An 11,849-nucleotide genomic window follows, 5' to 3' on the forward strand; every position below is an offset into this window, starting at 1 on the left:
GGCAGGGTTCGCGTTGTGTCTTTGTGTTATCGGGTTCGGTGGTCAAGTTTTCCGGTGCGGAGGCTTGTTTGGGCGGCCTGAGGTCTTGGGTGTTTGGCCGCAGTTGGATTGCAGGGGTGTTTGTTTTGGGGTTGAATTTCAGGGTCTGGGTTTCAGCGTCTGGGGCTTCGTGCCGCAGTCGCTTGGTGTTCTGGTTCAGCAGCCTATAGTTAGCCTTGTCGGGCGGGGTGTCGGGTGAGGTTGTTCAGCGCGTGTGTAGCGGAGTGGTTGTCGTGAATCAAATTCTGGGTCTGTGGCGTGATACCTGGATCGTCTGGTGTGTCTTTCTGGCTCTCAGTGTCGCGATGGGCGCTGTGCTGGGCTGGTTTTTCTATCTCTTGGTGGTCTGTCTGCCGGTGCCGTTCTTGTATTTTGCCTTCAATCGCTATGACAGTCTCGGCCGGGAAAAGGCTGATCTGTGAGCTCCAGCCAGTGAATTCCAGCCAGTGGGAGTCCGCTTTGTGGCGGTTGGGGCTGGCTCGCCGCGGTTGGCTGGGGGACGAGTCTGTTTGGAGAGCGCACGAAAAAAGGCACGCCTGGATGGGCGTGCCTTCTGTGTCGATGCTTCGCTAGTGGAAGCGAAAGAGCGGCTGATGGGATTCGAACCCACGACAATCACGTTGGCAACGTGATGCTCTGCCAACTGAGCTACAGCCGCATCGTGTGCGGCGGCATTATGCACTGAAAATTGATCTCGGCAAGGCCTGCGGGGCAAATGTGTAGAAAATTGTTTTGGAATTTTGCCCTGCTTCGGATCGGTTTCGCCAGAGGCGTGTTGGGTGGCGCTGCCGGTCGGGTGAATCGAACGGCTCGGTCCACTTCGGTGTGTTCTTGGTCAACGGGTGCGCATTGGTGAATGGGGCGCCGTTGGTGAACGGGGTGCATTGGTGAATGGGACGCCGTTGTGTGAATTCCTTCGTGCTGTGCTGGAAGTCCCTCAGCGCTGGGCGGGTGAGTCGGCTGCTGTGAGACGTCATGGCCAGGGAGTGGATGAGTAAATGGACGCGTAAAAATCGGGGAATCGGCTTGTCGATTCGGAGCGATGCACGCTAGATTACCGGTTTGGTTGAAACCCTGGGCATTGATGTCAAGTCGGTTTCTGGCATGCGTGATGCCGATGAGAGGCCATCGATCGTTGATGTTTTGTGGTCTTGAACGACTGCTCATTGACCGGCGGTTGAGGCTGACGCTCGATCGGTGAACGCTTCTGTTAGCGACACAGTGTGGTTGATCATGCAGTTCGGCCGATGATTCGTTCGGCTGGTAAGTACTGTGGCTGATCAATACTGTCGCAGTTTTGCACAGCACGATTGGGCAAGGTAAACAGCATCGAAGCGCAGCGTGCCAATACGGTCATTGCAAATGAGATCAAACGCGGTCCGCTGCGGTCGTGATCAGATGTGAGGCTGTCCATTGTGAGATTGTGCGGATGCGATGACTCCAGAGTGTTGTCATTTGCATTCGCAGCGATGATTTGTTGCGGCACCGTGGGCTGCAGCGTGAGTGAATCAAAGAACATTCCCCTCTACCAGTTTTTCAAAGGTGTCTCTTAGGATGTCATCGTCCATTGAAACTTCAGAAAACACCGAGCAAACGCCTCTTCAATTGGACGTTCAGGTGCAAAGTCCTGAGGCCTGCGTTCGCGAAGTCGTTGTGACTGTCCCCGAAAGCGAAGTCAAGCGTTACTTGAAGGAAGCATACGACAAGTTGGTTCCAGATGCTCAAGTGCCTGGTTTCCGTGATGGGCGTGCTCCTCGCCGTTTGGTTGAAAAGCAATTCAAGGATCGCGTTGCCGAGCAGGTCAAGGGTCAGCTGTTGATGGACAGCCTGGCATCGGTGACTGATAGCGAAGAGTTCTCGGCGATCAGCGAGCCCGATTTCGACTACAACTCCATTCCTGAACCAGGTGAGGGAGCCTTTGTCTTTCAGTTCAAGATCGAAGTGCGTCCAGAGTTCGACACACCGAACTGGAAAGGCATGAAGCTTGAAAAGCCAGTGGAAGAAATCACCGACGAGAAAGTCGACGAAGCGCTGTTGCGAATCTTCCGCGATCGGCTTTCTTTCCAAGCCACGGACGATCCTGCTGCCCTCGGCGATCGCCTGACGGTGAACTTCACCTTCACGCAGGACGGCAAGGAAGTTGGCCAGATTGAAGAAGAGCAAGTGACCTTGGCTGAGGCGCTGAGCTTTGCAGACGGCAATTGCAAAGAGTTTGGTGAGAAGGTCGTTGGCGCCAAAGAAGGTGACGACATTCAAGTCAGCGTTGAACTGTTCCAAGAGGACAGCGAAGAAGACGCTCAGGTCGTGGATGTCAACGTCCATGTCGTGGAAGTCGCGAAACTTGAAGACCTCGATTTGACTGACGAAGTGTTGGATGAATTGGGTGGCTTTGAGGCAGAGGACGAACTGAAATCGTTCATTCGTAATTCGCTTGAGCGTCAAGCCGACTATCGCACTCAGCAAGCTGTTCGTCAGTCGGTTGCTAACCTGCTTTCGGAATCCGTTAGCTTTGATCTGCCAAGTGGCTTGGTCCAAAGCCAAACTCAGCGTGAACTGAATCGTAAGTCGTTGGAGCTGCAACGCAGTGGCTTCCCCGTTGATTCCATCAATTCATTCTTGAACTCAATGCGTCAAAACGTTCGTGCGACCACCGAGTCTGCACTGCGTGAGCACTTCATCTTGGAGCAGATCGCTGAAGATGAGAAAGTTGATGCGGAGCCAGCGGATTACGATTCGGAAATCGAATTGATCGCTGAGCAGTCCGGTGAAAGCGCACGTCGCGTCCGCGCCCGTCTAGAAAAGACTGGTCAAATGGATAGCTTGCGAAACCAAATTGTGGAACGCAAGGTGATCGACTTGGTCGTCGAAAATGGCGAAGTCACCGAGACGGAAGCCGCTGTGGAAGAGGGGCAAGACCCCAACGCCCTGTTCGCGATTCCCCAGAGCATCTTGAAGGCAAACGAGGAAAGCGACATTCCTGAAGCCAAGTACGAAGACAACAAGCCCGTTGGGGCTGACGCCAAGACTGGCGAGTGATCGCAGTCCATTGACCTGGGGAAAGCGGCTTCACGGCCGCTTTTTTCATGCGCCAACGGAAGTGGGCATTCACAGGGTTTTCCAGTTCGCTGTTTTGCGTCCACTGCCAGCGTTGGCGTGGACCGGCGTCTTTGCCTCCACTCAGGCGATTCGCTTTTCGGCTGGCTTTCTTCTCGGGCTGCATGGGTTACGATAGGGACCATCTCAGCGCGTCGGCCTGTTCGCCATTCGGTGACGCCCTGTTTCCTGTGACTCCTGATGGTAAACACCATGGCGTTTTTGTCGACACATTCTACTAGTGCTGCACGACGCAGCGACGTTGATGCGGCTGCTGATATCGTCGTCGGTGGTGACCGTCGCTTGGAGCTTGTCGAAGCTGAAACCAAACTGGGACGTCACCCCGAGTGTCAGATCGTCGTCGAAGCCAGCGCGGTAAGCCGTTATCACGCCAAGATTGTACGCGCTGGCAATGACTATGAATTGGTTGATCTCAATAGCCGCAATGGCACCTTTCTCAATGGTCTCCTGGTCAAGCAGCAACTGCTTCGCAGTGGCGATCGGATTCGGATTGGCGACATTGAGTTTACGTTTGCCGACGGCCTGGGCTTGGTGACCGATGAGTCTCAGCTGACCTTTAGCGGAAGCTGTTTTGGTGTCGTCATGGTTGACGAAGAGCCCAGTAAAGCCTCCAAGGCGTTTTCTTCGGGGGTGAGCTACACGCGTGCCGAAGATGGCAACTTGAAGATGACGGCGACCGCCGAAGCGAAGCTCAGTGCACTGCTGCAAATCAATCATCATTTGCGCAATAGCTTGGCGCTCGATGAGATCTTTCCATCGATCATTGAGAGTTTGTTTACGATCTTTCCGTCAGCCGATCGTGGCTTTATCGTCATGGATAACGAGGGGCAGTTGGTCACGCGTTGGATCAAAACGCGCCGCCCCAGTGACGAAACGCAAACGGTGCGCATCAGTCGGACCATCATTCGCCGCGTGATTGAAACCGGTGAAGCGATTCTTTCTCTTGATGCGACCGAAGACATTCGTTTTAACACCAGTGATTCGATCGCTGACTTTTCCATTCGCAGCATGATCTGTGCACCGCTTTGTGATGCCGATGGCAATGTCTTTGGCGCCCTGCAAATCGATACTGCTCAGGGGCACGGGCAGTTCTCTCAGGAAGACATTGACGTCTTGATGGGCGTCGCGGCGCAGGCCGGTATCTTGATCAACAACGCGCGAATGCATGAGCAAGCCATGCTGCAGCGAGAGTTCGAACAAGACCTTAAGCTGGCGACCGATGTTCAGAAAGCTTTCTTGCCCAGCGTGGCTCCGGCCTGTTCGGGCTTCGAACTTGACAGTTACTACGAAGCAGCCAATCACATCGGTGGCGACTATTTCGATTACATTCAGCTTTCTGGCGATCGCTGCGCCGTGGTGGTTGCCGATGTCGTTGGGCATGGGATCGCGGCGGCGATGTTCATGGCCAAGCTGGCTGCGGAAACTCGCTACTGTTTGGCTGGGGAAGCCGACATTGCCACCGCGGTTTCAAAGTTGAATCGGCGAATGTGCCAGTTGGATCTCTCGCGCTTTGTCACCTTCTTGTTGGTCGTGCTGGATCCCAACGAATCGAACGTGTGGTTGGTCAACGCAGGGCACATGGCTCCGATCATTCGTCGTGGCGCCGATGGCAGTCTCTGTGAACCCGGCCAGGAGGAGTCCGGTCTGCCTATCGCGATCATGGAAGATTCGGATTATCAAGCCGTGGCGGTGGATTTTCTGCCCGGTGATGTGATGCTGATGTACACCGATGGGATCAATGAAGCCATGGATGCTCAGGATGAACCCTTTGGGATTGAAGCCATTCGCCAGCTGGCAAAACAGGACAGCCAAGCCGGCGCCGTCAAGCAACGGGTGGTCAACGCCGTCAAAAAACATGTCGGTGACCTGCCTGCAACCGATGATCAGTGCTTGGTGGTTATCCAGCGAGCGTGATAATAGGGGCTGGGAAAATTCGGTGCTGGAGAAACAACAGGTGCTGGAATGAAGTCTTCTCGTCGCCCGCGCCAGCCTGCCAAGCAGGTTCGTTTGATCGCCCGGTTCAATGGGCGTGTGCAAGGCGTTGGTTTTCGCGTTACGGCGCTGCTGGCGGCCAGGGACCTAGACGTGCATGGCTTTGTCCGCAACGAACCTGGCGGCTCAGTGTTACTGGATGTCGACGGCAAACGAACGGAGTTAGTCGAGTTGCTCAACCGCATTCAGAATCGGCCGGCGGGTTTTATTGAGACCTGTGACGTGAGTTGGACGGATTCGCTGCAGCGTGAGACCGGATTTTCCATCGCCTAAGACAGACGCTTTACTCATCTCGCTGCATCTTTCATTTGAGCTGAAACCATGGAACAGTCATTTTTGGCCTACTTGCGCGGACGGACCAGTGAATTGCCACAGGTCGAAGTTGGGATCGGCGACGATGCAGCGGTCATCCTGCCAGGCCCCGGGCCTCTGGTGGCCTGCACCGATCAAATCATCGCAGGCGTTGACTTTGAGCTGCCCGCCGCGTCGCTGCATGATGTGGGTTACAAGTCGATGGCCATTAACTTAAGTGATCTTGCCGCGATGGGAGCGGTAGCGGAATCCGCGCTGGTGACATTGGCGCTGCCCAAGGAAAATGCAACCCAGATCGCCGGTGAGGTTTACGAAGGAATTCTCGAAGCTGCCGATGCTTTCCAAGTCGCGATCGCTGGCGGTGACTTGACCACCTATGATGGTCCTCTGGCGATCAGCGTGACGTTACTGGGACGCTGTCCCGATGGTCAGCCTTGGCTGCGCAGTGGTGCTCAGGAAGGGGACGTCGTGCTGGCTAGTGGCGCCTTTGGCGGTAGCATTTTGGGACGCCACTTGCGTCCAGTGCCACGCAATGAGTTGGCGCTGGCCATTCGTCGGCTAGGTGTCACCGTGAACGCGGCGATCGACGTGAGTGATTCCTTGTCGATCGATTTGGATCGGTTATGTGCTCGCAGTGGAGTCGGCGTGGACTTGGAAGTCGACGCGATTCCCGTTCACCCTGATGCTGACCGCTTGGCCGAGCAATCCGGCCGCCGAGCTTTCGAGCATGCCTGGAGCGATGGAGAGGACTTCGAACTGCTGTTGACCCTGTCGGCGGACGATGCGGGACAATTGCTTGCGGCTGCTGAGCTGCCCGCACCACTGACACCGATCGGCAAAGTCATCGGTCGGACGGGGCTGTGGATGATGGAAGACGGCAAACATGTGCGACTTTCCCCACAGGGTTACATTCACGGCGACCAGTGAGCCAGTCGCCGTGGTCTTTTCCATGGGACGCCAGACGTGATGGGTGCCAGGCGTCGAACTCATCGATCTCTAGCAAGGCAGCGATCCCTGGGTGGCCGGTCTGTGATTCGCCGAAACTTTTCTGCTCCGCCGAGCATCCATCCCCAGCGACCAGCGTTCGAAGATTACAATACGTGGCGACGCCCTTTTGGGTACCGGAGGAGGATGCATTGGTGGCAATTCCGATGGCTTCCCCTGCTCTTTCGGTGCTCTCGTCGTTTTCTGCTGACATCGGTGGTTGCCTGCAACGACCGGTCGCTGCAGCGTTTCATTCAACCAAGTGTCGGAAGCCAGATCGATGAATGCTCAATCTGAACGTTGTAAAGTGGTCATGCTGGATCCAGAAAGCGGTGGCCAGCTGCAGTCTTGGATCGTTGAATTGCCCGCCAAGCTTGGGCGGGGAATCTTTGCGGACATCAGCATTGATCATCCCTCGATCAGTCGGCGACATTGCGAGTTTTTCATGGATGCTGAGGGGCAGGTCTCCGTCCGTGATTTAGGCAGCAAGAACGGAGTCTACGTCAATGGCACCAAGCTCGATCAGGGGCCCATTGAATCCAGCGCGCGAGTTCGAATCGGTTTGGTTCAGTTGAAACTGGACACCACCGTGGAGCCAGTCGATGGACAGGCTGCCGGTCCCGGCAAGGGCTTGGCCAGCGGCCAAGCCACCGGAGATGAGACCAAAGCCGTGAATTTGTACCCCGGTCAGTCGGGGTCCGGCCAGTCAGGGTCCGGCCAAGAAAATTAGCCGGTTTGTGGGACGCGGCCTCCCGCGTGCCAGGCCGTGGCTAGCGCCAAAACGGCAGGTGCCTAGTAGTGGTAGATGGCACCGATGTTAATGCTCTGCACCCAGTGAGTGGTGCTGTGCAGAGGGAAACCAGCAGGAACAACATCGGCCGCACCAGGTGGTGTTGGCGAAACGTTGGGATCAATGTGTTCTCCAGCGATGGCGACATCATCGAGCAACAGGAAGGTGTAGCCAAGGGTCAGATCCAGGTTCCGGCGGTAGTGGTATTCCAGGTCGATGTCCAGTTCGGGCATCCACGTGAATGCGTCTCGCTGGAGAACGCCTTGATTTTCATCTGCCAGGATCCCGGCATTGAAGTTCGCGGCCGGAGCGTTGGCCAAGAAGTCGGTTGTCTGACCATTGATCTCAACCGTTTGCTGGTTGTATCCAAAGTGAACTTTGGCCATCGATCGGAGCGACCATTTCTGGTAGTGCTTCAGCGATGTCATGCCAAGTTGCATGCCGTGGAAGCGGTTCTTGGCATTGAAGGAATCAGAGTGATCGGTTCGTGGCAGCGTTCCGTCATTGATGTTGGTCGTCGTGGTGCGGATGCGGACCGAGTCATTGAACGCCGCGAAGGTGTAACCAGCGGTCAAGTCGATTTGTCCACTGCTGCCACCTTGGTAGCGATAGTGGCTGATCGCTTCGGCCATCAGCAGGGATGACTTGTACAGCACATCCACGGTGCCTGAGGTGAGCCCTTGTTGGGAAACGATGACGGCGTCGTTCGCCCCACCGTCAAGGAAGGGGATACCGTAGGAGCGATCGGCTTGGTTCTGGTTGCCCGAGAGGACCACGCCATCACCGTTGCCGCCGATGTAGCGGAATCGACCGCTGAAACCGTGGCATTCGTCGCGGTAGCGTCCCCATTCCAGCAGGATGCCTGTGGAGAAGGTCGTGTCCAGCGGGTCACCGAGTTCGTTGCGAGCCCCAGCGACGCCAATTTGTGGCAACGCACCGACGTCGTTTGAAACGACCAGTGGTGGTGAGTTGCGTTCCTTCATCCAGCTAAACAGCAGCTCGCCGCGAATCCAACCCTCGCGTGTGCACAGGTTTGGCAGCAACGCGCGGCTTGAGTCGCAGCTGACGTCACAGGCAGGTCCCTTGTCGCCGCTAGAAGCGATGATTGGCGAAACGGGTGGCTCAGTCGCTGCTTCGGCAATCGGTGCTGGTGGAGCTGCGACGTCGCTGGGTGAAGCCGCTTCAGCTTCTTCGGCGGCCTCCGTTTCCTCTGCTTGAGTCAGCGTCGCGATGTTTACTTCGGGACCGGTCACCAGATCGTCAATTTCAACCGCCGTCATATTGTCCGTCGAAGCAGCTTGTGAGCGTTGGCTTTCACGCTCTTTCAGCGAGGCTTCGATCCGATCGCGAGATGCTTGGTCCAGGTCAACCACACTGGTCTCGGCCAACGGTGTTGGCATGGGAGCGGGGGCGATCCGAGGTGCTGGTCCGATTTCAGGTGCAGCGTGAGGGATCTTCAGGTCGCCAACAACGGTGGCTTGGATCCCTGGCGTGGCGCTGGGTTCTAACGCATCGGGCGTGCCGGGGAACACGGGCATCAAGATTTGGCCCGCGACGATTTCTTTAAATGCCGGTCCCAAGTCTCCAACCGATTGACTGCCGATCGCGGGGGGCGCGATTGGCTGGCCTGGTGCCGGCGGCAGAATTCCATCAGCGGTTGCCACGGGTGCCAAGTCGCCAGCAACGTGAGGCATGGGCTGAGCCGCAATCCTATCCGAAGGCGAGGCGATCGCAGGACCGGCAATCGGTGGCAGGTCCAGCGGAGCGAGTTGCAACTGTGGACTTAGATCCCCGACACTTTCCAGGGCTAAGTCGCCAACGACTTCTGCAGATGAATCGCCGGTGAACGCTGTTTGAGCAACTGACGAGTTGTCGCCAGTCAATCTCTCTTGCCCAAACGCGGAGGCTGGTAGCATGGCAAAAGCTACAACAATGCCTCTCAGTTTAATCTTCATGTTACGTGATCTCTTGCGGACCGGGATTCCAAGATTCAGTCGTATATGTGGATCGACCAAATTGGCACGCAGATGCAACACCTTCCGGTTCAGGCGTAAGGTTCCTGTAGATGACCTAGATTAACTCAACGGTGAAATCGTTCCCAAATCCCTCAACAGCGGTTTCTTGTGAGGGTAAACTGCATCGCGTTATTACACTGTGTTTCTCAACGTGCTGCGTTGCGAAGGGCCTGCTCCCCATCAACCTGTTCCCGCCGCCCCCAGATCGCTTGATGAATTCCGATTCCAACGACCCGCAGTCCACTGAAAACGTTTCGGGCAGGCAGCCAGAGGAAATTTTAAGGGCGGCCGGGCAAGAATTGCCTGATCCACAACTTCCGGATGAATCCGCAAAATCGGAACCGTCCGCTGCAAGCCATTCTGCACAACCGGAGGCTGACGGCTCTCGGCCAACCAGCCAGCCCAGGGCGGCCGACGAATCTAGTTCGGCTGCCCCCGCCTCGTCAGGTTCCGTTCCATTGGCCAAGATCCCGTTGACCAAGGCGGTTGCGGATCCCGATCGTCCTGGGCAAGCGCTGGCCGCTGATGCTCCGCCTGCTGGTGACGGCGACGCTTCAGACGTTTCGGGGCTGGAGCCGACCATTGCTCCCAAGCGTTTTCAGACCTCCGGTCAAGCCAAAATGTCGGTGTTTTCCGGCCGTGGCTTTCATCCCAAGATGGTCAAGTGGAAACAGTTGTTGGCTCAGGTCAACGAGTGGGAAGACCAGTTGATGCAGGAGCCGGACGACGCGCTGCGCAAACGTTCCTTAGCGCTGCGTTACCGAGCGATGGCCGGTGAGAAGCTCAGCAAGCTGCTTCCCGAAGCCTATGCCTTGGTTCGTGAAGCCGGGCGACGGACCCTGGGCATGCGTCACTACGACGTGCAAATGATTGGCGGCATCTCTCTGTTTGACAGTCACATCGCCGAGATGCAGACCGGGGAAGGAAAAACCCTGACCGCTACCCTGCCCCTGTATCTGCATTCGTTACCAGGCAAAGGAGCGCACTTGGCGACGGTCAACGATTACTTAGCCAAACGTGACGCCGAGTGGATGACGCCGCTCTTTCAGAAGCTGGGCGTCAGCGTGGGCATCATTCAAACCCCGGATGACCAGGCCGCTCGTCGAACCTCTTATGCAGCCGCGGTGACGTACGGGACTGCGAAGGAATTTGGCTTTGATTTTCTGCGTGATCGTTTGCTGCTTCGGGCACAGAACCGCATTGACACGGAAATGCTTGGTGACGGCGGTGGGTTTTCGCAAAGTGGCGATAAACCGGTGATGCGCGGCATGCACTTCTGCTTGGTCGATGAAGCCGACAGTATCTTGATCGATGAAGCGCGGACGCCGCTGATCATTGGATCGCTGGAAGATACCGTTCGTGATCAGATCGTTGAAACCTATCGTTGGGCCGCCGAACATGCCCCTGAGTACATCGAAGACGAGCATTACATCATCGATGAGGAAACCAAGCAATTCGAGTTGACCGCCCGCGGTCGTCAAAAAGTTCGGGCGCTGCCCAAGAGTGATCTGGTGCGCACGATGGGCTTGGTCGATCTTTATGAATACACCGAGCGAGCGGCGAAAGTGCACGCAGAATTCTTGCTCGATCGCCAGTACGTGATTCGTCCCGATGACGAAGACAAAGATGAAATCGTCATCGTCGATGAATTCACCGGTCGTTTGGCTGAAGGGCGTAAGTGGCGTGATGGCATTCACCAAGCGATCGAAGCCAAGGAAGATCTGGAGATCAGCGTGCCCACCGGGCAAGCGGCTCGAATCACGGTTCAGGATCTGTTTTTGCGTTACAACCACTTGGCCGGGATGACTGGAACGGCAGCCACCAGCGCGCGTGAGTTGAGCAAGATTTATCGAACACCTGTGTTGCGTGTACCGACCAATCGACCGCCCCAGCGAAAGCGTTTGCCAGACCGTGTGTTTGGGAACTTGACGGCCAAGTTTAAAGCCATCGCCGATGAGGTGGCCGAGGTGCATGCGACGGGACGGCCGGTGCTGATTGGCACGCGTTCGATTGATAAAAGCGAACTGCTTTCACACATGTTGAACGATCTGGGCATTGAGCATGAAGTGCTCAACGCCAATAACGTCGAACGTGAAGCTGAAATCGTTGCCGACGCCGGGCAGCACGGGCGCGTCACCGTGGCAACCAACATGGCTGGCCGTGGGACCGATATCAAGCTGACTGATGAGATCGTTGAGATCGGCGGCATGCATGTGATTTGTACCGAACTTCACGATGCGGCACGGATTGACCGTCAGTTGATTGGACGCTGCGGCCGGCAGGGTGACCCCGGCTCTTATCGCCAGTACTTGGCGCTCGATGATGATATTTTGAAAGGTGGCTTGGGGCCTCAGCGAGCGGAAAAGTTGAAGGTTCGCGGCCAGGACGTTCAGGGCTCGATGGATCGACTGGCAAAGCTGTTTCGTAAGGCGCAGCTGAAGGTTGAACGCACTCACTTTCGTGATCGGATGGTGTTATTGCACCATGAAAAGGAGCGCAAGAAGCTGCAGCGTGAGATCGGGCAGGATCCTTACCTAGACACGCCAAATTAACATTCTGGGTCCGAAGTTTTTGTTTTTTTTGCCGATTTTGATTGAAGAGAT

The 11,849-nt window shown here is 56.2% G+C and carries 8 protein-coding genes and 1 tRNA gene; 7 read left to right on the forward strand and 2 right to left on the reverse strand.

Features of this window, described 5'->3' with window-relative positions; all coding sequences use genetic code 11:
* The first annotated feature begins 272 nt into the window (after positions 1-272).
* Complete coding sequence (locus SV7mr_RS05940) at positions 273-461, forward strand: hypothetical protein (protein WP_145270111.1); 189 nt, start codon at positions 273-275, stop codon at positions 459-461.
* Between the two features lie 163 nt (positions 462-624).
* Here SV7mr_RS05940 and SV7mr_RS05945 read toward each other — a convergent pair.
* Positions 625-697 (reverse strand) — tRNA-Gly (locus tag SV7mr_RS05945).
* A gap of 896 nt (positions 698-1,593) precedes the next feature.
* On the opposite strand from SV7mr_RS05945, the gene tig reads away from it, so the two are divergent.
* The 5 genes from tig (at position 1,594) to SV7mr_RS05970 (ending at position 7,171) form a co-directional block, all read left to right on the forward strand.
* Complete coding sequence (gene tig / locus SV7mr_RS05950; protein ID WP_145270113.1) at positions 1,594-3,075, forward strand: trigger factor; 1,482 nt, start codon at positions 1,594-1,596, stop codon at positions 3,073-3,075.
* A 270-nt stretch (positions 3,076-3,345) separates the two neighbouring features.
* Complete coding sequence (locus SV7mr_RS05955; RefSeq protein WP_145270115.1) at positions 3,346-5,067, forward strand: SpoIIE family protein phosphatase; 1,722 nt, start codon at positions 3,346-3,348, stop codon at positions 5,065-5,067.
* A gap of 48 nt (positions 5,068-5,115) precedes the next feature.
* The gene (locus tag SV7mr_RS05960; RefSeq protein ID WP_145270117.1) at positions 5,116-5,418 is read left to right on the forward strand and encodes an acylphosphatase; all 303 of its coding nucleotides are present in this window, start codon (positions 5,116-5,118) and stop codon (positions 5,416-5,418) included.
* 48 nt (positions 5,419-5,466) lie between these two features.
* Positions 5,467-6,384 carry a thiamine-phosphate kinase gene (gene thiL / locus SV7mr_RS05965; RefSeq protein ID WP_145270119.1) on the forward strand — a complete coding sequence of 306 codons (918 nt, stop codon included), beginning with the start codon at positions 5,467-5,469 and terminating at the stop codon, positions 6,382-6,384.
* Positions 6,385-6,721: 337 nt separating this feature from the next.
* Positions 6,722-7,171 (forward strand): FHA domain-containing protein, encoded by a 450-nt coding sequence (locus SV7mr_RS05970; protein ID WP_145270121.1) that lies wholly within the window; start codon positions 6,722-6,724, stop codon positions 7,169-7,171.
* A gap of 62 nt (positions 7,172-7,233) precedes the next feature.
* Here SV7mr_RS05970 and SV7mr_RS05975 read toward each other — a convergent pair whose 3' ends face one another.
* A complete protein-coding gene (locus SV7mr_RS05975; protein ID WP_145270123.1) occupies positions 7,234-9,186 on the reverse strand; it encodes a BBP7 family outer membrane beta-barrel protein in 1,953 nt (650 codons plus the stop codon).
* Between the two features lie 680 nt (positions 9,187-9,866).
* On the opposite strand from SV7mr_RS05975, the gene SV7mr_RS05980 reads away from it, so the two are divergent.
* Positions 9,867-11,798 carry a preprotein translocase subunit SecA gene (locus SV7mr_RS05980; protein WP_145278099.1) on the forward strand — a complete coding sequence of 644 codons (1,932 nt, stop codon included), beginning with the start codon at positions 9,867-9,869 and terminating at the stop codon, positions 11,796-11,798.
* Positions 11,799-11,849: the final 51 nt, after the last annotated feature.

Origin of the sequence: Stieleria bergensis (assembly GCA_007745635.1) — a bacterium.
GTDB lineage: Bacteria > Planctomycetota > Planctomycetia > Pirellulales > Pirellulaceae > Stieleria > Stieleria bergensis.